This is a genomic window from Pseudomonas iranensis (assembly GCF_014268585.2).
Classification (GTDB): Bacteria; Pseudomonadota; Gammaproteobacteria; order Pseudomonadales; family Pseudomonadaceae; genus Aquipseudomonas; species Aquipseudomonas iranensis.
In genome coordinates this window covers 2744840-2765630 of record NZ_CP077092.1, presented here as the reverse complement: position 1 = coordinate 2765630, position 20791 = coordinate 2744840, and the positions used below count along the sequence as shown (strand labels likewise).

Annotated in this window: 15 protein-coding genes; 5 read left to right on the top strand and 10 right to left on the bottom strand. The window is 60.1% G+C overall.

Annotation, left to right across the window (positions count from 1 at the left end; all coding sequences use genetic code 11):
* The first annotated feature begins 33 nt into the window (after window positions 1-33).
* From HU724_RS12475 to HU724_RS12465, 3 genes are read left to right on the top strand one after another with little or no spacing between them, the layout of a single operon-like run.
* Window positions 34-1470 (top strand): TolC family outer membrane protein, encoded by a 1437-nt coding sequence (locus tag HU724_RS12475; protein WP_186569027.1) that lies wholly within the window; start codon window positions 34-36, stop codon window positions 1468-1470.
* Window positions 1467-3629, top strand: coding sequence for a type I secretion system permease/ATPase (locus HU724_RS12470; RefSeq protein ID WP_186569026.1), 2163 nt, complete (start codon window positions 1467-1469; stop codon window positions 3627-3629). Before HU724_RS12475 ends, HU724_RS12470 begins: the two co-directional genes overlap by 4 nt.
* Before the next feature lie 5 nt (window positions 3630-3634).
* Complete coding sequence (locus HU724_RS12465; RefSeq protein WP_437180357.1) at window positions 3635-4822, top strand: HlyD family type I secretion periplasmic adaptor subunit; 1188 nt, start codon at window positions 3635-3637, stop codon at window positions 4820-4822.
* Here HU724_RS12465 and HU724_RS12460 read toward each other — a convergent pair whose 3' ends face one another.
* Window positions 4823-5419: a trypsin-like peptidase domain-containing protein gene (locus tag HU724_RS12460; RefSeq protein ID WP_122750270.1), complete on the bottom strand. Its 597-nt coding sequence runs from the start codon at window positions 5417-5419 to the stop codon at window positions 4823-4825.
* 238 nt (window positions 5420-5657) lie between these two features.
* On the bottom strand, window positions 5658-7547 hold the full coding sequence (locus HU724_RS12455; RefSeq protein ID WP_186569025.1) for a sigma-54-dependent Fis family transcriptional regulator: 1890 nt from the start codon (window positions 7545-7547) through the stop codon (window positions 5658-5660).
* 246 nt (window positions 7548-7793) lie between these two features.
* Here HU724_RS12455 and HU724_RS12450 point away from each other — a divergent pair, with 246 nt between their 5' ends.
* Both HU724_RS12450 and HU724_RS12445 read left to right on the top strand, forming a co-directional pair.
* Complete coding sequence (locus HU724_RS12450; protein WP_186569024.1) at window positions 7794-9617, top strand: NAD(P)/FAD-dependent oxidoreductase; 1824 nt, start codon at window positions 7794-7796, stop codon at window positions 9615-9617.
* Between the two features lie 114 nt (window positions 9618-9731).
* Complete coding sequence (locus tag HU724_RS12445) at window positions 9732-10736, top strand: Rossmann-fold NAD(P)-binding domain-containing protein (RefSeq protein ID WP_186569023.1); 1005 nt, start codon at window positions 9732-9734, stop codon at window positions 10734-10736.
* A gap of 20 nt (window positions 10737-10756) precedes the next feature.
* On the opposite strand, the gene HU724_RS12440 is transcribed toward HU724_RS12445, so the two are convergent.
* The 8 genes from HU724_RS12440 to HU724_RS12405 are packed head-to-tail and all read right to left on the bottom strand — an operon-like array spanning window position 10757 to window position 20467.
* On the bottom strand, window positions 10757-11866 hold the full coding sequence (locus HU724_RS12440; protein ID WP_186569022.1) for an NAD(P)/FAD-dependent oxidoreductase: 1110 nt from the start codon (window positions 11864-11866) through the stop codon (window positions 10757-10759).
* Window positions 11863-12966 carry a DegT/DnrJ/EryC1/StrS family aminotransferase gene (locus tag HU724_RS12435; RefSeq protein ID WP_186569021.1) on the bottom strand — a complete coding sequence of 368 codons (1104 nt, stop codon included), beginning with the start codon at window positions 12964-12966 and terminating at the stop codon, window positions 11863-11865. The genes HU724_RS12440 and HU724_RS12435 overlap by 4 nt, the downstream gene beginning before the upstream one ends.
* Complete coding sequence (locus HU724_RS12430; RefSeq protein WP_110599251.1) at window positions 12950-14191, bottom strand: MFS transporter; 1242 nt, start codon at window positions 14189-14191, stop codon at window positions 12950-12952. Before HU724_RS12430 ends, HU724_RS12435 begins: the two co-directional genes overlap by 17 nt.
* Entirely contained in the window at window positions 14188-16452 is a 2265-nt protein-coding gene (locus tag HU724_RS12425; protein ID WP_202883392.1) for a glycosyl hydrolase family 65 domain-containing protein, read from the bottom strand. Before HU724_RS12425 ends, HU724_RS12430 begins: the two co-directional genes overlap by 4 nt.
* Window positions 16446-18158 (bottom strand): NAD-dependent epimerase/dehydratase family protein, encoded by a 1713-nt coding sequence (locus tag HU724_RS12420; RefSeq protein ID WP_186569020.1) that lies wholly within the window; start codon window positions 18156-18158, stop codon window positions 16446-16448. The genes HU724_RS12425 and HU724_RS12420 overlap by 7 nt, the downstream gene beginning before the upstream one ends.
* A gap of 13 nt (window positions 18159-18171) precedes the next feature.
* Window positions 18172-18654 (bottom strand): adenylyltransferase/cytidyltransferase family protein, encoded by a 483-nt coding sequence (locus tag HU724_RS12415; protein ID WP_039758830.1) that lies wholly within the window; start codon window positions 18652-18654, stop codon window positions 18172-18174.
* A 6-nt stretch (window positions 18655-18660) separates the two neighbouring features.
* A complete protein-coding gene (locus HU724_RS12410; RefSeq protein WP_186569019.1) occupies window positions 18661-19164 on the bottom strand; it encodes a GNAT family N-acetyltransferase in 504 nt (167 codons plus the stop codon).
* Complete coding sequence (locus HU724_RS12405; protein WP_186569018.1) at window positions 19154-20467, bottom strand: aspartate aminotransferase family protein; 1314 nt, start codon at window positions 20465-20467, stop codon at window positions 19154-19156. Before HU724_RS12405 ends, HU724_RS12410 begins: the two co-directional genes overlap by 11 nt.
* Window positions 20468-20791: the final 324 nt, after the last annotated feature.

Here is a 20791-nt window from a genome sequence, read left to right as displayed (position 1 = left end):
CGAACGTTGGTCTCTCAACAGTAAGGGAAGTCTGTGGAGTCAGTTTTTCGCCAGAAATGGCCGGTGGTCCTGTTGACCATCGGCCTCTACCCCGCTTTCACCGTCGGCGTTCGCGCCGACGACAATCTCGACAGCAGCTTGCGCAGCATCAGCCCGTCGCAACTGCAACAACCGGCAGGCAATGAAAGCCGTCAGCGCCCTGCCCCTGCTTCAAAAACGGCCGCCAACGCAGATACTTTGGGGCTGGAACAAGCGGTCAGGCTGGCCGTGGACTGGCACCCACGCATCGGCGAAGCCATCGGCACCCTGTTCCAGCAAGGCGAAGGGGTCAACGTCGCCGAGTCCGGTTATTACCCGCAGGTCACCGGTGGCATCAAGGGTGGCTACACCAGCGGTTACGGCAGCGATGCCGGCAGCCAGTCGGTGAACATTTCCCTCAAGCAGATGCTGTATGACTTCGGCAAGGTTTCCAGTTCGGTCGACGCCGCCCGCGCCCGGGTGGCGCGCAGTCAGGCGGGGATTCTGCTGGCGATCGACGACATCGCCCGCGACACCGCCAGGGCCTACATCGAAGTGCAGCGTTATCAGCGTCTGCTGGAGGTTGCGCGTGAGCAGATCCAGGGCATCGGCGGCATCGTCGACCTGGCCAAACAACGCAGCGACATGGGCGCCAGCACCCGCTCCGATATGGTTCAGGCGCAGTCCCGGGCCGAAGGCGCGACGGCCACATTGCAGGAATTCAAAGCGCAATACGCACGCTGGCAAGCGACCCTGACCAGTCTGCTCGGACGGCGCACGCCGCCGGCGGTCAGCGACGCCGCCGCGCCTACGCTAACCCAGGCCTGCGACGCCTCGCAGATCTCCGACACCCTGCCCGCCGTCCTCCAGGCCGCCGCGCAACGCACTCAGGCCCAGGCCGAACTGGCCCAGGCCAAAGCCGAGGCCTACCCGACCCTGTCGCTGCAACCGTCGGTCAACCAATACCTGGACGATCATTACGACGATCAGAACTCGCGCGCCGATCGCACTCAGGTCGGGATCTTTCTCAATCTCGAAGTGCCGATCTATCAGGGCGGTGCGATCAGTGCGCGCAGCCGCGCCGCCGGGCATGCGCTGACCGCAGCGGATTCGGCCGAAGACTTCGCCCGTCTGCAAGCGCGCCAGGGTCTGGCCGAAGCCCAGGCGCAAACTTCGGGCCTGAACCGGCGGCTGCGCTCGCTGGAATTTCGCCAGACCAGCATCACCGAGGCACGCATGTTGTATGGCCGCCAGTACCTGGAACTGGGCACGCGGCCGCTGCTCGACCTGCTCAACGCCGAGCAGGAAATCCATCAGTCACGGTTCGATCTGGTCAACACCCAGGCTGATCTGCAACGCCTGCAGATCGACTGCTTCTACAACAGCGGTGCGATTCGCCGGGTCTTCGGCATCGACCACAGCGCCATCCAGAGTGTCGAGATCCTGCCATGACCGATGCCAGCATCACTGTTCCCGAACCCGCTGCTGCCGAAGCTCGCGAAGATTATTCGCCATGGCTGGAAGCCGTGCTCAAGGTCGCCCGCCACTACCGACTCGACGTCTCGCCGGAAAGCGTGCGTCTGGCCTCGGTGCACAGCGAAGGCCGCGTCGAAGAAGTGGTTCGGCACATGGCGCGTCAGGCCGGTTTGAGCGTGAAATTCGCGGTATTCGACAACAAGAGCCTGAGCCGCTGGCGCACGCCGCTGGTGATGCAACTGCGTGATGGCCAGGTCGGCGTGCTCGAAAGCATCGGCGAAACCGGCGAGCTGGGCATCTGCTTCAGTGGCGATCAAGGTTTGCAGAGTCGCATGGAGGCTGGCGCGCTCGCCGAGCAGGCATTGCGCACCGTGATTCTGCGTCCGACGCAACCGGTGGCGGACGTGCGCACCAACGATTACATCAAGCCCTACGATGAGCACTGGTTCCGGCGCATCGTCCTCACCGATCTGCGGCCTTACAGCCAAGTGATGATCGCCTCACTGGTCGCGAATCTGTTGGGCATGGCCGGGGTGCTGTTTTCCATGCAGGTGTACGACCGGGTGATTCCGGCCGAGTCGCTGCCGACACTGTACGTGTTGTTCGGCGGGGTGATGCTGGCGCTGCTGTTCGATTTCGTCATGCGCATTCTGCGTCTGCGCATCACCGATGTGCTGGGCAAGCGCGCCGACTTGCGCGTCTCCGATCTGGTCTTTGGCCACGCCTTGCGCCTGCGCAATTCCGCGCGGCCGAAATCCACCGGTTCGTTCATATCGCAGTTGCGCGAACTGGAGCAGATCCGCGACCTGATCACCTCCAGCACCGCCACGGCACTGGCGGACATGCCGTTTTTCCTGCTGTTCCTGCTGGTGTTTTATTTGATCGGCGGGCCACTGGTGCTGATTCCACTGGTGGCGCTGGTGTTCATGTTGCTGCCCGGGATCATCGCGCAACCGCGTCTGGCGCGACTGGCCAATGCCTCGATGCGTGAAGCGGCGCTGCGCAACGCCATGCTGGTAGAAAGCATTCAGGGCCTCGACGACATCAAGGCATTGCAGGCCGAGCAGCGTTTTCAACAACAGTGGAACCAGTACAACGCCGCCTCGGCGGACAGCAGCCTGCGCCTGCGCACCTTGACCAACAGCCTGGTGGCGTGGACGCAGAACGTGCAGGGCGGGGTCTTTGCGGTGGTCATCGTGTTCGGCGCGCCGATGGTGATTGCCGGCGACCTGACCACCGGCAGTCTGGTCGCGGCGTCGATTCTGTCGTCGCGGATGATGGGGCCGATGGCGCAACTGACCCACGTGCTCACCCGATGGCAGCAGGCCAAGGTTGCGCTCGAAGGCTTGAACCGGATCATGCAGATGCCGGTGGATCATCCCGAAGGCAGTCAGCGCGTGCACCTGCCGGCGATTCGTGGCGACTACCGCCTGCGTCAGGCCAGTTTTCGCTACAGCGAGGAATCGACGCCGGCGCTCAACAACATTGATCTGAGCATTCGCCCCGGCGAGCGCATCGCCCTGCTCGGCCGCAACGGCGCTGGCAAGTCGACGCTGCTGCAAGCGCTGGGCGGCGCGATGGATCTGAGCAGCGGTGAAACCACTCTGGACGGCATCGCCCTGGCGCATCTGGATCCGGCCGACCTGCGCCGCGATGTCGGCCTGCTGTCGCAACAGGCGCGACTGTTTCACGGCACCTTGCGCGACAACATCACCCTCGGCGCCGGTCAGGCCAGCGATCAGGAAATCATCGCCGCGCTGACCGTCACCGGTGCGCTGGACTTTGTTCGGCAGCTGCCCAAAGGCATGGATCACTTAGTGCTTGAAGGTGGCTTGGGCCTGTCCGGCGGTCAGCGTCAGAGCCTGTTGCTGTCGCGCTTGTTGATCCGTCAGCCGCAAGTGCTGTTGCTCGACGAACCGACGGCCGCGCTCGATGACGTCACCGAGCGGCTGCTGCTGGAAAAACTCGCGACCTGGACCCAGGGCCGAACGCTGGTGGTCGCCACGCATCGGGTCAGTGTGTTGCAACTGGTCGAGCGGATCATCGTCCTCGACAACGGGCGTATCGTCATTGACGACCACCGCGACGCGGCATTGGCGCGGCTGCGCGCACCGGGCAAAGGAGTGGCGGTATGAAGCCGATGATGACCGATGTGCCGGACCCGATGTCCTACCTCGACGGCCGCGATGAGCGCGCACTTGCCGGTGGCGCAAAGGTGATCTGGGGTTGCGCGCTGATGCTTGCCTGCTTCATTGCCTGGGCGGCGTGGTTCGAGATCGTCGAGGTCTCGACCGGTACAGGCAAAGTGGTGCCCAGCTCGCGCGAACAGGTGATTCAGTCGATGGAGGGCGGCATTCTTGAGCAGCTCAATGTCAGCGAAGGCGCTTTGGTCGAGCGCGGCCAGATCCTCGCGCAATTGGACCCGGTGAAGAACCAGTCCAACGTCGGCGAAAGCGCGGCCAAGTACCGCGCGGCGCTGGCCAGCGTCAACCGCTTGCAGGCCGAAGTCAGCGAAAAGCCCCTGACCTTCGACGCATCGCTGCAGGAGTTTCCTGACCTGATCCGCGCCGAAACCGAGCTCTATCAGACCCGGCGCAAAGGTCTGGTAGAAACCCTCGACGGTATTCAGAGCTCGCTGAAACTGGTGCGCAGCGAACTGGCGATCACTGAAAACCTGGCGAAGATCGGCGCCTCGAGCCGGGTTGAAGTGCTGCGCCTGACCCGTCAACGCTCGGAGCTGGAATTGAAGGCCACCGAAGCCCGATCCGATTACATGGTCCGCGCCCGCGAAGACCTGGCCAAGGCCAACGCCGAAGCGCAGATGCTCGAAGCGGTGATCCGTGGTCGCACCGATTCACTATCGCGCCTGACCCTGCGCTCGCCGGTGCGCGGCATCGTCAAGGACATCGAGGTCAGCACGATTGGCGGCGTCATTGCGCCTAACGGCCAGGTCATGCAGATCGTGCCGCTCGATGAACAACTGCTGATCGAGACGCGCATCTCGCCGCGCGACATCGCCTTCATTCACCCGGGCCAGGCGGCGAAAGTGAAAATCACCGCCTATGACTATTCGATCTACGGCAGCCTCGACGGCGAAGTGGTGACGATCTCGCCGGACACGATTCAGGACGAAGCCAAGCCGGAGATCTTCTACTACCGCGTGTTCATCCGCACCGCTTCGGATGAGCTGCGCAACAAGGCCGGCAAACGCTTCGCCATCGTGCCCGGGATGATCGCCACGGTGGACATCCGTACCGGCGAAAAAACCGTGCTCGACTACCTGATCAAACCACTCAACCGCGCCCGCGAAGCGTTGCGCGAACGCTGATCAGCGGCTGGCCAGTTTGGTCGCTGGTGGCGCTGTCGGGGTGATGCTGGCCTGATAGCGCGACCACTCGCGATTGATCTCCGCGTACGGCAAAAAGATGCTTACGCGCGGTTGATCCAGCAAGTCTTTGCGCTTGAGGCGGCTGACGTCGTCACGGGTGAGAAACGCCACGTTGATGCCAACCACTTTGCCATCGGCGGAAAACACCGGCCCGCCGGACATGCCTTTGGCCAGCGCGCCATTATGGGTGCCGTAGAGCACGTTGCCCTCTTTGACGTCGAGGCGAACCATCGCCGGCAGCGCCTGGCCGGTGCCCTTGACCGACATGTACAGCGAATTGAAGCCCACCGAAGTCAGCTCCTCGCCCGGCTTGTAGCCGCGCCACGCCGGCACGCTATTGGCCTTGTGGCGGAAGAACTGCACGTCTGCCTGCCCCTGGAAAACCGTGCCCGACAAGTAAGGAATGTGCTTCACCGTCACGGCGAAGTCTTCATTCCATTGCACAGCCGAACCCATCAGCACGTAAGGCAAAGGCGCGCCGGAGTGAACGACAAAGGCTTGGTCTAAAACAGGATCCTGAACAAAAGCGACTGGCATTCCATTGCACCCGCTGAGCAGCAACGACGCTGCAACAAGTGACTTGAGGGGGCGCATTTTCGGTACATCTTGAAGTGAGGAAAGGTGCTGCAATATGTCATTGCGCCATCACTTTGAGCAATAGGTTCAGCCTACCGCTTGTCGGCATGCGATATAGTGAGTTAATGATTGGATCCAAGCAATTTCCAGGCAATACGCGCAATCAACAGCGAATGAACGCAAATGATCGCGATTGTCTTCAACCAGGTCGAGTGATCCCATGCTGACGAAGCTTGCGGTACAGGGTATTGCGGCTAATCCCCAGACGACGGGCAACTCGCGCGACATGCCAGTGTTCAGCTTCGATCATGCTGAGCAGAGTTTGCCGTTCGGATACGCCCAGTGGATCGTCAACAGGTTGGTCGTCACTTGCGGGCAGTAACTCGTGCACGTCCTCCAGCGTGACCCGGCCTTCCACTGCCAACGCCACCAACGTCCGCAGACAGGTGCGCAGTTGCCGGACGTTGCCCGGCCAGGGCTGCGCCAGCAAGCGCTCTCGAACTCCCGCTTGCAGCCGCACAGTGGCGCCCGCCGCTTCTTCGCGCAGCAGCAGGTCGAGCAGACGGCCCTTGTCGGAACGCTCGCGCAGCGGCGGCAGTTCCACGGCGAAACCGCCAATGCGATAGAACAGGTCCTCGCGCAGACGTCCGTCGGCCACGCAGGCTGGCAGATTCTGGTGACTGGCGCTGATCAGGCGTACATCAAGCGGTCGCGGCGTTGCGCTGCCCAGCGGCACAACCTGGCGCTCTTCGAGCACGCGCAGCAGACGGGTCTGTAGCGCGAGGGGCATGTCGCCGATTTCGTCGAGAAACAGAATGCCGCCATGGGCCTGCTCAAGCTTGCCGACCATGCCGTCCTTGCGCGCGCCGGTGAAGCTGCCGCCGCGATAGCCGAACAGCTCGCTTTCAATCAGCGTCTCGGGGATCGCCGCGCAGTTGATCGCGACAAACGGCTGGCCGGCGCGGGAGCTGGCGCGATGCAGCGCTGCCGCAAAGGCCTCCTTGCCGGTGCCGGTTTCACCCTGCAGAAACACCGGCACGTCACGCTCCAGTACACGCAACGCGCGAGCGAATCCGCGTTGCAGGCGCGGGTCTTCCAGGCACACGCGCTCATCCTTGATTGGCGGGACAGGCGCAAGGGTCAACGGCGCGGAGCGGATCGGTTCGCGCAACTGGCCGTAGAACAAGCGCCCGTCGGCCAGGCGCATCGGCCAGCAGACGTGCGCCTGAGCACTGGCCTGATCGAGCAACTGCTCCATCGGCGTTTCCAGCAACATGGTCAACGACTGCCCGACCATCTGCTCGCGGCTCAGGCCCAACAGATCCAGCGCCGCCGCATTCACCGAACAGATCCGCGCACTCTCGTCGAAGCTGAGCAGGCCTTCACCCAGCAGCCCGACAAACCCGGCGTCGGGATGAAACCGCAGCAAATAGCGCTGCGGATCGTGGCCGAGGAAAAAACAGCTCTCGATCAACCTGGCCGACAGATTGGTCAGGGCCATGGCCTTGAAGCGTTGCTCAAGGCTGCTTTCCTCGCGCACGGAGGAAAGGTTGAGCACCGCGAGCAACCCACCGCTGGCGTCGAATATCGGGCTGGCCGAACAGGTCAGGCCGACGTGCTGGCCACGGAAATGCTCGTCGCGGCGAATGGTCACGTGCTGGCGCTCGACCAGGCAGGTGCCGACACCGTTGGTGCCCTCGTGCTCCTCGCTCCAGACCGAGCCGAGCCACAGCCCGGAGCGCTGGAACTCGCCGCGTTCGGCTTCGTTGAACACGCTGTCGATCGCCACGCCGCGCGCATCGGTGAGCAGCACGACATGGCCGTCACGTCCCAGTTGCTGGTGCAGGCTGTTCATCTGCCAATGCGCAACGGAGATGATGTGTTCCAACGGCGCACGGTGTTCGCGCAAACGCGCCTGTTCGAGCACGTCCGGCGCGCGGCGGCTGGCCGGATCGAGCTGGTATTGATCCAGGCAGCGCCGCCACGAACGGGTGATCGCCAGGTCTGCCGCCGCGCTGTGGCTGGCAACAGAGCCCTGCACGGCTTGCAGTACCTGGCGCGCGTGGGCGTTGATCGAGGCCGGTTTCATTGTTGTTGTTCTCCGCTTCGGTGAAGACACGGGTGTGTCCGCAGCTTAGATGAAAAGCTCGTTGCGGGGGAATTTCGCGCCGAGTGACACAGTGTCATCCGCGATTCTCGAATTTGTGACATGTCGCCTGCGCCAAGCCTTGTCGGCCTTTGCATCAAACGCTCTGGCCCGCGCCTTTCAATGAGATGGCCCAAGCCTTGCTCTGATGCCATGGCTTACCAAAACAACAAGATCGGGAGTGGCCCCATGAACATCGCTATTGAAACCCCTTTGCAATCGCCAACAGCGCAACTTGCGGCCTGGGTCGAACGCCTCGGCGAACGTCTGGCGCAACGAGATGTGGACGGCACGCTGGAGCTGTTTGCCGAAGAATGCCACTGGCGTGACTTGCTGCTGTTCAGCTGGAACCTCGTCACCCTGGAAGGCAAACCGGCGATTCGCGACATGCTCGAAACACGCCTTGAGCAGACCCGGCCCGAACGCTGGCAACTCGAAGGTGAAGCCACGCTCACCGATGGCGTGCTTGAAGGCTGGATGAGCCTGGAAACCGACTCGGCGCGCGGCAAAGGCTATGTGCGCCTGAAAGACGGTCTGTGCTGGACGCTGCTGACCACCATGCGCGAACTCAAAGGCTTCGAAGAACCCAGCGGCCGCCGCCGGCCGATGGGCGCGAGCCACGGCCATGCCCACGCTGACAAGCGCAACTGGCTGGAGCGCCGCCGCGATGAAGAAGCGGCGCTGGGCATTACCACGCAACCGTACTGCCTGATCGTCGGCGGCGGTCAGGGCGGGCTCGGCCTCGGCGCAAGGCTCAAACGCATGGGCGTACCTACGTTGATCATCGACAAAGCCGAACGCCCCGGCGATCAATGGCGCGGCCGCTACAAGTCACTGTGCCTGCACGACCCGGTCTGGTACGACCACATGCCCTACCTGCCCTTCCCCGACCACTGGCCGGTGTTCACCCCGAAAGACCAGATCGGCGACTGGCTGGAGATGTACACCAAGGTCATGGAACTCAACTACTGGCCGCGGACTGAATGCCTCGGCGCTACGTTTGACGAAGAGACTGGCCGCTGGACCGTGGAGGTCCTGCGCAACGGCGAGCCCGTCACCCTGCAACCGACGCAACTGATCCTCGCCACCGGCATGTCTGGCGTACCGAATGTGCCGGTGTATCCCGGCGCCGAAAACTTCCAGGGCCAGCAACATCACTCCAGCCGTCACCCCGGCGGCGATGCGTGGAAAGGCAAGCGCGCAGTGGTCATCGGCGCGAACAATTCAGCCCACGACATCTGCGCCGATCTGGTGGAAAACGGCGCCGAGGTGACCATGGTGCAACGTTCGAGAACGCACATCGTGCGTTCAGACAGCCTGATGGAACTGGTTTTCGGCGGGCTTTATTCCGAAGAGGCGCTCGAGTCGGGTCTGACCACGGATAAGGCCGACCTGCTGTTCGCCTCGATTCCGTACAAGGTCATGCCACAGTTTCATCGGCCGATCTTCGACGCGATCAAGGAGCGCGACAAGGACTTCTATGAACGCCTGAGCCGGGCGGGTTTCATGCTCGATTTCGGCGACGATGAATCGGGTTTGTTCATGAAATACGTACGCCGTGGCTCGGGTTACTACATTGACGTCGGCGCCTCGGAACTGATCGCCAACGGCACGATCAAGCTCAAGAGCGCGCCGGGCCTCGGTGTCGAACGCATCGAAGCGGATGCGGTGGTGCTCACCGATGGCAGCCGCTTGCCGGCCGATCTCATCGTTTATGCGACGGGTTATGGCTCGATGAACGGCTGGGCCGCGAAGCTGATTTCTCAGCAAGTCGCCGACAAGGTCGGGCGCTGCTGGGGCCTGGGTTCCGGTACCACCAACGACCCCGGCCCGTATGAAGGTGAACTGCGCAACATGTGGAAGCCGACCCAGCAGCAGAACCTCTGGTTCCACGGCGGCAACCTGCATCAGTCACGGCACTATTCGCTGTATCTGGCGTTGCAGTTGAAGGCTCGTTTCGAAGGCCTCGACACCGATGTCTATCGCCTTGCAGAGCGGCATCATCTGGGCTGATTCCCCAAGTGGTCGTTCGTCGGTGCGCAGACCAAGCGCACCGGCGAACCGGAAAGTGCGTGCTAGGGTGTCTAGCCCAAGCACGTTTCAATCCAGGAAAAATGAGGAGGATTCATGCCACTTCATCCCATTCTGTTCATGGGCGGCTCCGGCGCCATCGGCCATCAGACGGCTCGCGCATTGCGCGCGGCGCATCCCGACGTCCCCCTGCTGATCGGTGGACGCGACCTCGCCAAGGCTCAGCAAACCGCCGAGCAAATCGGCAATGCCCAAGGTGTGGTCATCGATGCTCGCGCAGAAGATCTGCGGCTGGGTGATCGCCGGGTCAGCGCCATCGTCCTGTTCTACATGGACCACGCCCTCGCCGGTCTGCGCTTTGCGCAAAAGCGCAAGGTGCCGCACCTGAGCATCTCTTCCGGCGTGTTCGAAATCGCCCCGCAGATCGCCAGTTTCATCCACTCGCCCGACGCGTCGCCCATTGTCCTCGGCTACGAATGGATGGTCGGCGCCACCACCGTGGCAACGCTGCACATCGCCAAGGCATTCGCCCGCGTGCACGACATCCGCATTCATGCACTGGTCGACGAACAGGACGGCGGCGGCCCGACCGTTGCCGTCGATTTTGAACACCTGAACAAGATGCTGCCCGCCGCACTGACCCGCCGTGACGGCGAATTCATCTGGCGTGAAGGCGACGACGCCAAGGTCAGCTTCCGCGCCGTCGACGGCACCACCCTGCAGGGCGCCGGCTTCTCCTCCATCGACGTGACAGGCCTGGCCGCCGCCACCGACGCCCCGAACGTCGAGTTCAACCTCGCCAGCGGCATCAGCTCGACCCGGCGTCAGGGTCTGCCGATGTCGACGGAAATACTCATCGAACTTGAAGGCATGGATCACAAGGGATCTGCGTTGCGCACCCGCCACGCCGTGGTTCACCGCGAAGGCGCAGCGGCGTTGACCGGGCTCAGTGTGGCCATGTTGCTGGAGCGGCTGGTTGGGCTGGATGGGCAGCCGCCTGCCCCGCCCGGGCTTTATTTTCCGTACCAGCTGCTGGACGCACAGGTGTTTTTGCAGCGGCTGGAAAAAGACGATGGCGAGCTGATCGAATTGGACGTGTGACCCCTCTGGACAAAGGCTGGTCAATTTTGCCCGAGCGCCTGTACGACACGCTCCGCGATGGCGAGACAGCTCGTCAACCCAGGAGATTCGATGCCGAACAGATTAACCAGCCCCGGCACTCCATGCACCGATGGGCCACTGATGACAAAGTCCGCCGCCGGTTCGTGTACGGCGTTGATTTTCGGGCGGATGCCGCTATAGGCCGGTTCCAGGCTGCCATCGGGCAGGCCGGGCCAATAGCGGCGAATCGCTTGATAGAAGCCTTCGGCCCGCTGAGGATCCACACGGTAATCAACCTGATCGACCCACTCGACATCCGGTCCGAAACGCGCCTGCCCCCCCAGGTCAAGCGTCATGTGCACGCCGAGACCCGCGGCTTCGGGCGCGGGATAGATGAGATGGCGAAAAGGTATCCGACCGCTGAAGCTGAAGTAGCTGCCTTTGCACAACCTGGCCAACGGGACGTATCGTGAAGACAGACCGACAATGTGACCCGCAAGCTGGGGCGCAGACAAGCCCGCACAGTTAATCAGTTCGCCACAGCTGACGTTCATGGGTTGCGCGCCGCCGATCTGCAACTCAAAACCCTGCGGGCGACGACAGGCCGATTCGAACGGTGTGTTAAAGGCAAACGAGGTGCCCGCCGCCTCGGCGTCTGCCTGCAGGGCAAGCATCAAGGCATGGGAGTCGACAATTGCAGTAGAGGGCGACCAGAGTGCCGCGATACATGACAACTCAGGCTCCAGTTCCAACGCCTGTCGGGCGCTGAGCAGCTGCAGGTCGTTGACGCCATTGCGCCGTCCCTGCTGCCATAACCGCTGCAATGCCCCGCACTGCGCGTCATCGGTTGCGACAACAAGCTTGCCCAGAGGTTGGCACGCTACTGCGTGTGCTTCGCAAAAGCCATGCAGGCGATGCCTGCCGTCGACGCACATTTGCGCCTTGAGGCTGCCAGTGGGGTAGTAGATGCCGGCGTGAATGACTTCTGAATTGCGCGAGCTGATGCCCGTTCCAATGCGTTCACCCGCCTCCACCACAATCACTTCGCGGCCGCTCAAGGCCAGGGCCCGGGCGACAGCCAGCCCGAGCACTCCGGCGCCAATCACGACACATTCGATATCGACGCTCACCACCTCACCGCGCGTTCAAATTGCTTGATCAGCGTGACGACCTTTTCCACGTCGCCATCCGACAAATGATGGTGGCAAGGAAGTGTGATCATTTGCCGGGACAGGCGTTCGGTTGTGGGCAACGCAATGCGCGGCTGACTGCTCAACCATGCCTTCTGCCAATGAATGGGCACCGGATAATGAATGGCCGCTTGCACATCGTGCTCTGCCAGATAAGCCTGCAACTCGTCACGATGCGTGGATTGCACGACATAGTGATAGTAGGCATTTCCCGGTTTGCCGCGCCCCAGGTCAGCGCCCGTGCGGGTTGTAGAGAGGACGTCATCATAGAACGCGGCAATTTCCACGCGTCGCTTCAGCCACTGATCCAGATACTGCGCTTTGATGTTGAGTGCTGCTGCCTGCAACGAGTCGAGTCTGGAGTTGATGCCGAACCGGATCGATTCGTTACGGTTTTCCAGGCCGTGATTGCGTGCAATCCGCGCGTATTCGGCAATTCCCGGATCGCGAGTCACCAGCATCCCACCGTCACCCAGACCACCGAGCGTCTTCAACGGATGCATGGAAAACGCTGACGCATCAGCGCGAGTGCCGACTTGCCGGCCATCGATCGTAGTGCCGATCGCCTGAGCGCAATCCTCGATCACGGCAACCCCGCGCGAGCGGCACAGGTCGATGATTGGGTCGATATCCAGAGGGCGTCCGCGCAGATAGACAGGAATCACGGCTTTGGTCCGATCAGTCACAAGTGGCGCAATCGTCTCGACGCTCAGGAGTTCATCGTCACCCACATCCGCCAGGATCGGCCGGGCACCAACAGCAACAATGGCTCCGACTGTGGCAACAAAGGTATTGGCGCAGGTGATCACCTCGTCACCGGGGCCGATATCGAGCGCGCGCAATGCCAGAAACAGCGCATCCGTGCCTGAATTGAGGGCAACGGCGTGCGCGCCGCCACAACGATCCGACATCCATGACTCGAACGCCAGAACCTGATCGCCGAGAATGAACTCGCCCGATTGCAACAGCTCCCGCCAGCGTTCAAAGATCTCGCCACAGAGATCCTGAGCCTGTTCCTGTACGTTATTGCACTTGATCATTACGCGCACTCCCTGGCATGAACATGATGGACGTCAGGACGATCAGCAGAGTGCCAACCGCGCTGATGACGGCGGTCAACGCAAGCGTCTGGGAATAGCCGATCATCCCGCCGACTACGCCGCTGCCCAGATAAATGAACGGGTGCACACCGCTGGTGACAAAGGTATCCACCGCCACGACTTTGCCCAGATCCTTTTCGGGCGACAGTGTTTGCATGGCGGTTGCCCAGCCGGTGAGCCAGGACGCTTCGACGATACCGACGAACGTCGCCCCCAGAACAGCCATCCATGCCGCCGTTCCCAGCCCGAGTAACGCCATCGCTCCGGCCAGGAACAACCCGCATACCACCGCAAGCCCGACCAGGCGTTCGTGCCCCGAGGCAAGCACGGTGACAACCGATCCGAGACAAGCGCCGAACCCTGATGCTGCCAGGCAATATCCCCACATTTCTTCGCTGAAACGAAGACTGATCGCGTAGGGTGCAACGACCAGAAAAATCGGAAAACACAGCACGTTCACCACCAGCGTCGCCGCAAACCCCAGCAGCAGCGTGGCGTTACGGCTGACCACGGTGATGCCCTTGAACGCCTCGCGCAGGGAGAACTCTTCTTCGGATTCATGACGGCCGACATTCGGTAACTGAGCGGTGTAAATCGCCGCGCCGAAGAAGGTCAAGCCATCGATCAGTATCCCCCAGACCGGATCCCACAAGATGATGAACACGCCCAACGTCGCCGGAAACAGAATGGCGACCAGGTTATCGATAAAGTTCATCGCGCCGTTGCCCGCGACCAGCGCCTTTTTGGGTAACAGGCTGACCAGCAGCACCTGAGCGCAGGGCCGAGAAACGCCGATGCCGATGCCGAAGATCAGATAGGCCAGCACCAGCCAGCCCCAAGGCGCACCGGTCAGAAGCAGTGCGACGGCCGCAAGCTGCGCCATGCCTCGGGCCGTATCGGTGTAGATGAGCACCTGTCGAGGCGACTTGCGATCCGCCAGCATGCCGCCGGCCAGAGCACCGACGACGGTTCCGATTCCGACTGCGGCCATGATGAAGCCAAACACATCACCACCAAAACCGTCCCGTATCAGCGCTATCGGCAGCGCCGCCAGACAGATGGCGTCGCCGGCCATCGACAGGCCCTGGCCGATCAGCAACTTGCGAAAAGGCAAGACTCGCAGCGCATCGTTATAGGGGGATAAGCGTTCTTTGATAGAAATCATCGGTGCCCCTCCTTGAGGCATATATATCCATCCTGGCCACGTTCGGTTGGCAACTGCCGGCCGCCCTCGCGGATTTCCAGCTCATCGTCTCCGATTACGCAAATGCGCAGACGGCGGCCCCGAAACTCAAGGGTGAAGTGGTAGGCATCCCAATCGGCGGGCAACCTCGGGCGGAAGGCCAGTTGGTCCGCAATGAGATCAAGTCCTGCCAGCCCTTCCACCAAGCCCTGCCAGGCTCCGGCATAGGCGGAAAGATGCAGGCCATTGCTGTAGTCGTCGAGCGGGGTGAAATCCAGGTTGTAGCGGCTGGCCCGAGCAATGAAATCGGCACTGATCGACGTCTTGCCCAAGTGCGCGGCGACAACCGCGTGCGGCCCGTAGCTCAATGACGATTCATGCACCGTACGCGGTTCATAATATTGGAACGCTGCGCGTTTCACGTCCGTTGAAAAATCTTCTGGAAACATCGACATCAACAACACGATGTCCGCCTGTTTGACCACCTGCGACGCAAAATTCTGCAGATTCTCTGCGTTCTCCCGTTCGGCCTCGTCCGCAAACTGCGGCCCACGCTTTTTGTCGGACCGCAGCTGCGTGTCAGGTAAGGCGGCATAACCCTCAAACTCTTCAGGAATGACCACCCCACCCACAATGATCCAGGGCAGAAAGACGTTATCGGCTATCGACTGCCAGCGCCTGGACTGTGCCTCGGGCAATTCCGGAAACCCCGGCCGGTCGCACAGGGAAAGCGCTGACCGGAGACACCAGCGCAGCATGTAATTGGTAAAAAAGCTGTTATCCACATGATAGTGGTATTCGTCCGGCCCCATGACCGATTCAACGACATACGCCTGCCGACTCTCGGACCACTTGAACACGGACGCGGCGAAACGGGCGCACTCGAGCAGCATTTCAAAGCCGCGAGAAACCATGAACGCATCGTCACCGGTGACCTTCCAGTATTTGTTCACGGCATAGCAAACGTCTGCCGAAATGTGGAGCACCTCATGGACACTCCACTCTCGTCGAATGTCCTGTTCGGGATACGCCAGCACATAATGGGGACCATTTTCCCGCCCTCGATCATTGGCTGCTTCCGGAAAACGCGCTCCCTCATAGCCACTGGCCCGAGCAAACTCCCGCGCTTGTTCCAGACGGTGGTAGCGATAGTCAATCAACGCCCTGGCGACGCCGGGTTCGTTCCAGAGCCAGAACATGCACTTGTGCAGTTCGGTATCGAAGAACGTCGCTCCGGAGTGATATGTGCTGGTCAGGCCGCGCGCCGGCGAGAGCGTTCCCCGCTCGGGGGGCACGACTCCCACGCCGTGCTGCAGCAATTGAAACATCGCGTATTTGATGCCCAGATCGGTACGTCTCTGCGCGGTTTGAACAGTGACGTCATGCTCGCTCCAGATCCTGCTCCATCGGTCAAGATGGCTGCTCTGGATATGGGTCACATCGAAGTCGCCAGAAAGCGCGTCGGGCATACTGTGCTCGCCATCGATTGCAACCCGCCAATGCGTGGCGATGCGATGCTGCAGCACCGAGTCGAAATCCATGGTGACGGAAGCAATACAACCCTGCAGGCCGTGTCGCCAGCAGACAACGGAACTCGCCGCTGAACCGGACTGTTCGACACGTACGTCGTAGCGCAGCCGATACTCCGCGGCATCGACATCCACAGTGAAGGCCGTTCGATCGACAACACTTTGCCCAAAACGGTAATGTCGGGCGGTCAGCCAGTCACTGGTGCCCAGGTATTCATTCTCGGCACTGCCATCCACGCCGTAATCCAGTCGCAATCGGTGCGCACCGGTCGGCTCGCCCAGTCGAGTCAGACTGATGCGGGTCGACACGGCGCTGTCATCAGGGGCATCAATGAACTGATCAATCGTCAGCTCATAACGGACGCCCCGCAGTTGGAACAGCTCGCGGCTGCTGACTGTCGCCTGATCCATTGCCAACACCACCGCCGGTCCATCGCCTGATGGCTCGAGAGGTTCGCCCGTGTCCACATCGTAGAGGCGCAGGACTGCCGGCGCTGGCAAAGAAATGATCTCCCGCGAAACGCCGACCCCGGCTGCATAGACCCCCGCGCAGAGCAGTTGCGTGCGCCGTGTGCGCGGCGAGGCACTGGGCACATGCGGGCGCACGCCGATCAAGGGATTGGCCAGCATTGCCACGCAGGCTGCGAAGGACGATGTCCGCGGCTCGATACCGACGATATCCTCGCACTCCTCTCCATAAGCGATGGTCAGCACGACGTGTCCCCCGACGGCTGGAACGACCAGTCGTTGTGCATCATGTTGCGCACATTGTGATAGCGGGTGTCGGATAACACATCGTCACTGTCGTTGAAGTTCCCGGATTGCCATTGCTCGCAGATTTCCACGATGGCATCCCTGATCGAATAGATGAACTCGAAACCCAGTGTCTCCTGCACCCGTCGCGAATCCAGACGGTAAGACCGAACATCATCGCTGCGGGTAGTGGTGATCGGCACGTTGACGAGGAAGTAGCGATCGACAACCTGTTTCACCTGATCGGCTATCTCGGTCACCGTGTGGTTTTCGTAGCCGACGTTGATTGCGGTTCCGCAGACTTCGTCCAGCGATTCGCGCTCCACGAGCATCGTATACAGCCGGGTCAGATCGCCGATATGCACGTTGGGGCGGTATTGACTGCCGCCGAACACGGTAATTTCACCGCGCGCCAGCGCACTGGCGGTAAGGATATTGACGGTCAGATCCAGGCGCTGGCGAGGCGACCAGCCGCACACGGTAGCGGCTCGAACCGCGACGGTTTCAAAGGATGCATCAGTGAGCCCGAACAGTATTTTTTCGCCGTCAGCCTTGAAGCGGTTGTAGTCGGTGATGGGCACGCAGGGTTGGCGCTCATCGACAAATGGTTCTGTATTGACGCCGTAGACACTGGCTGAGGATGCATAGATAAAGCGCCGGCAGCCAAGGCGCTTTGCACTGCTCATGAGATGCGGCAGACAATCGATATTGATGGACTGGCCGAGTTCGGGTGCCGAATTGAAACTGGGATCATTGGCCACTGCGGCAAGATGGACAACGGTGTGCATCCCCCGAAGCGACTGCTCGACGAGCAGCGGATCGCGAATATCGCCCTTTATGAATTCCAGTGCCGGATGGTTCATCACGCCCTCCAGGCCGTTGCCGAAATAAAGCGCATCCAGTACCCGGACCCGGTAACCGGCAGCCAGCAGTTTTGGTACCAGACGCGAGCCAATGTAGCCCGCACCGCCTGTAACGAGAACAGCGGATTGATTATTCATGGTCCTTCCTTGGGATGGGTTTGCCAGGGGGTATTCATCAAGCGATGACAGTATTGATGCCTGTGGATGAGCAGCCTTGGGTTCAAGATCATGCCGGCGGATCTGCCAGGCATGGAGCCCCAGGCCACAGGCCAGATCCGTTGCATAGGGACTGTCGTCAATCAGCTCGACATCCTGCGGATCGCGGCTTCCGACCAATTGTTGAATCAGCGCTTCGCGGCTCTGACCGGGCGCCTGTCGGGTAATCGATAACCTGGATTCTTGCCGCAGACTGGAGCGCTCGATAGCCGCCTCGAACAACTGCGGCGCATTCAGAGACGCCGTATAAAACATCACTGGCTGTGCGGCTTGTGCAATACGTTCCAGCAATCGCTTTGCGTCCTCGAACAGCTCAGTGCCTTGGGAGAGCTGTAGAAATTCCTTTTGTTTGTGCTGCGCCAGTTCGTCTGCGCTGAGCGAGCCGCTCCTTTGAGCACCGATGTCATCGGTGATCAGCGCCAGCAATCGTGAAGCGCCTTCCATGCGAGGACGTCCGGCAATGTGGTCAATGTATTCGCGCTGAGTCAGTTGTTTGCCGGCAAGTCTGTGAGCGACGTTGCTCCACGCTTGAAAATGCGGCGTGTCGATCATTGTTCCGTCGAGGTCAATCAGCAAAAGTTTCGACATGATTGCTTACCTGTCATCTGTGCGTGGACATGACGAGCCGGGCGATTCTGGACGTCGAGTCGAATATCTTGTCGTCCGTCAAGATCATTCGCCCCCCTGCGCTTTCAACCAGTGCGCGCTCCGCCTGAAGTCTCACGTCTGACCCGTCACTGTAATCCGCACCCTTGAAATAGAGGTTGGGACGTAGCGTCTTGATCATCAATTCAGCAGTGGGTGTGTGATTTACGATGACATGATCGCAATAGCGAATAGAGGCAAGAAACTCTGCGCGTTTTTGATCGGGGAATACCGGCCGGTCCGCTCCTTTATTGACATATGGGTCGGCGGTAACTGACACGAACAATCGATCCACCATTGTTCTGGCACGTTGCAAATGATAAAGGTGCCCAGGATGCACAATGTCGAAACAGCCGTGACAAAGACCGATAGTCAAACCTTTTTCGCGGCAATAAACCGCCTCATCCTGCAATGCAGTGATGTCACTTAAAACGCCCATGATTATTCATTCCTTTGAGATAAGAGATTTAGCCATGATGTTCAGGTGTTCAAGTTCTCCCCAGTAATCGGGAAGCTGCCCGACGATCTGAAACCCATTGCGTAAATGAAAACGGTAGGCTGCACGTTCTTTGTCAATATTTCCTATATCCAGACATAACCATGTCTTTTCATTTGCCAGAGCATACTTTTCAATTTCGCCATATAACAACGAAGCCACCCCGTATCGACGGTATTGGCTATCAACAATCAACCAGTCTGCCCACAGGACATACTTCGAGGGGATCGGACCTGCGGCGCAGCCCATCGTCCCGATCACCCGTCCGTCTACGGTGGCGACAAATCGCCCCCCCTCAAATTGAGGATTGGCAAGTTCATCGGCAAATTGCTGACCCGCAGACTCGGTAAGATCCTCGCCTGAGGCAATCTGGGCGACCAACCCCAGAACAGCTTCCATGTCAGCCTTTGCAAATCGCCGCAGGCGAATCTTCGTAACAGGTTCATTTGGCATGGTACTGAACCCTCTTGAGTGCCGAATCCAGCCGCTCACAGGCGTCCGCCAACATTTCAGTCGTATGCGATGCACTCAGGGTGACAGGCTCTGGGCAATAACTGAGGGGCATCAAGAAGCCATACAAGTTGTACTCACGGGATAGCAGGGCGAACAACTTCTGGGCAAAGTCGATCGGGTAGAAATGCTCTATCTCCCTCATGGTTCGAGGACGCTCGCAGGTTCCGATGTGGACGCCGATTCGACCGCCGTATCCATCGATATGACAGGGTATGTGGTGTTTATCGAAAACGTCCCTCAGCCCGGCCTTCAAGCGCGATTCCAGCGCGGCGATGTGCCGGTGCACCGCTCCATCCTGCAAATGCTCGATGGCGGCAAGTGCGGCGGACACGGACAGGTATCGCCCCGTATTGGTCCCGCTGACCTGAACAGGACCGCGTGGTGCGATTACGTCCATGTATTCGGCTTTACCGGCAATACCCGCGATCGGCATGCCGCAACCGAACGCCTTGCCGAAGGCGGCGATGTCGGGTACGACACCGAAGTCCTTTTGCGCACCACCAATGTTTGCGCGGAAACCGGTGAGCACTTCGTCGAAGATCAGCAGCGCACCCTTACGGCTGGTCAGCGCACGCACATTTTGCAGAAAACCTTCATCCGGCCTGATGCATCCGATATTCAATGCAACAGGTTCCAGGATCACCCCTGCCACATCGTCCTTGTATTTTTCAAAAGCATTTTCCAGCGCTTCCAGATCATTCCATGAAACCGAAACCGTCAAGTTGCCGAATTCGTCAGGAATTCCCACAGTGCCCGATAAACGTTCCAGTTCTCTTCCCGCCAATAACGCGCCAGAGCGCGGTGAAGAATCCACGTTCCAGGTCAAAGAGTCATTAAGCCCATGAAAATGCCCTTCGAACTTGATGATGATGCGTCGACCGGTAACGGCACGGGCGATACGCGTCGCATACATGGTCGCTTCCAGTCCGGAGTTGACCAGCCGCAACTTTTCGGCGCAGGGGACGACCGCACAGAACCGCTCACTCAACAGACGATGTTCATCGGTCTCATACTGCTGAAGAAAGCCCCGCTCCAGTGCCTTGAGAATGGAGTTTTTGATGACCGGACTATCGTGCCCCAACAGGCAGGATCCCCAGCCCATAATATAATCATCGCGCCATTCGCCCGATGACAGCTGAACGCGCGCGCCGGCGGTATTCTGCACATTTATCGGCCCGACTACCGACAAGTGGTTCCATCCCGATAGAACATTGCCAACACGTGTTTCCTTTAAACAATCCATGACGACTGACTCTCCCTTTAAAAAGTTTAGAGCGAACAAAGTCCAATACCCAGGCAAATTAAATTCGCCATGGCATTCGAACAAGATTCGATCGTGCGTAACGCAATAACGTAGAAAGCAGCGCAGCAAGTTGGAGGAAAAACTAGCCCCGCCATCTACGCCGCGTCAATTTAAAAAATAAATGGCCGCCTAACAGCTTGTTTGCCAATGAAAACTGTTTTTCTTAAGAGAAAGTCGCGCAAAACATCAGGCGCATTATTTCAAACAGATATAAATGAATTTTCGTACTTATATTTCAGCACGTTAGCCACAGCAAAACGCATT

Excerpts from the sequence above, each read along its gene's own strand:
- HU724_RS12410 (WP_186569019.1), bottom strand. The coding sequence starts at position 19,164 with ATGCCAAATGAACCTGTTACGAAGATTCGCCTGCGGCGATTTGCAAAG.
- HU724_RS12465 (WP_437180357.1), top strand. The coding sequence starts at position 3,635 with ATGATGACCGATGTGCCGGACCCGATGTCCTACCTCGACGGCCGCGAT.
- HU724_RS12435 (WP_186569021.1), bottom strand. The coding sequence starts at position 12,966 with ATGATCAAGTGCAATAACGTACAGGAACAGGCTCAGGATCTCTGTGGC.
- HU724_RS12450 (WP_186569024.1), top strand. The coding sequence starts at position 7,794 with ATGAACATCGCTATTGAAACCCCTTTGCAATCGCCAACAGCGCAACTT.
- HU724_RS12420 (WP_186569020.1), bottom strand. The coding sequence starts at position 18,158 with ATGTCGAAACTTTTGCTGATTGACCTCGACGGAACAATGATCGACACG.
- HU724_RS12460 (WP_122750270.1), bottom strand. The coding sequence starts at position 5,419 with ATGCCAGTCGCTTTTGTTCAGGATCCTGTTTTAGACCAAGCCTTTGTC.
- HU724_RS12430 (WP_110599251.1), bottom strand. The coding sequence starts at position 14,191 with ATGATTTCTATCAAAGAACGCTTATCCCCCTATAACGATGCGCTGCGA.
- HU724_RS12445 (WP_186569023.1), top strand. The coding sequence starts at position 9,732 with ATGCCACTTCATCCCATTCTGTTCATGGGCGGCTCCGGCGCCATCGGC.
- HU724_RS12470 (WP_186569026.1), top strand. The coding sequence starts at position 1,467 with ATGACCGATGCCAGCATCACTGTTCCCGAACCCGCTGCTGCCGAAGCT.
- HU724_RS12405 (WP_186569018.1), bottom strand. The coding sequence starts at position 20,467 with ATGGATTGTTTAAAGGAAACACGTGTTGGCAATGTTCTATCGGGATGG.
- HU724_RS12415 (WP_039758830.1), bottom strand. The coding sequence starts at position 18,654 with ATGGGCGTTTTAAGTGACATCACTGCATTGCAGGATGAGGCGGTTTAT.
- HU724_RS12455 (WP_186569025.1), bottom strand. The coding sequence starts at position 7,547 with ATGAAACCGGCCTCGATCAACGCCCACGCGCGCCAGGTACTGCAAGCC.